Source organism: Pseudomonas onubensis (genome assembly GCF_965653655.1).
In the GTDB taxonomy this organism is placed as follows: Bacteria; Pseudomonadota; Gammaproteobacteria; order Pseudomonadales; family Pseudomonadaceae; genus Aquipseudomonas.
Map to the genome: position 1 here is coordinate 1 of NZ_CBFHAZ010000222.1, position 611 is coordinate 611.

A 611-nucleotide genomic window follows, 5' to 3' on the forward strand; every position below is an offset into this window, starting at 1 on the left:
TAGCCGGTTCTCGCAAGGACGAGAATTTCCCTGCGGGGCCCCTCAAGTGTCAATGAAAGTTTCCAACGCGAGCCATTCGCGAGAGCCTTGAGTCCACGCTAGATCTATCTCATCTGCGCAAGGCAGAACGTGAAGACGGCCGCCCTGGACCTCGCCCGCGAGCGCCAGGCGCACGAGGCCGGCGCGCGGACCCGCGCCACGGCCCACGAGCGGACGCCGCAGCAGGAGCGCCAGAAGGCCGCCAGAGAGGCCGAGCGCGGCCGTGAGGCTTGGACGCTAGGGCAGGGCATGAAAAAGCCCGTAGCGGGCTGCTACGGGCGTCTGACGCGGTGGAAAGGGGGAGGGGATGTTGTCTACATGGCTCTGCTGTAGTGAGTGGGTTGCGCTCCGGCAGCGGTCCTGATCAATCGTCACCCTTTCTCGGTCCTTCAACGTTCCTGACAACGAGCCTCCTTTTCGCCAATCCATCGACAATCACCGCGAGTCCCTGCTCGAACGCTGCGTCCGGACCGGCTTCGTCGAAGGCGTCTATCGCGGCCCGCAACAGCGGCGAGAGCGGAGCCTGTTCAACGGTGCCGCCGCGCTCGCCGGCATCGCTGTCGCCGGCCTGC

General features: G+C 65.8%; 1 pseudogene. It reads right to left on the minus strand.

What is annotated here, in order from left to right:
- Positions 1 to 403 precede the first annotated feature (403 nt).
- Positions 404 to 611, minus strand: a pseudogene (gene tetR(A), locus ACTD9P_RS29660) (tetracycline resistance transcriptional repressor TetR(A)); the annotation flags it as partial.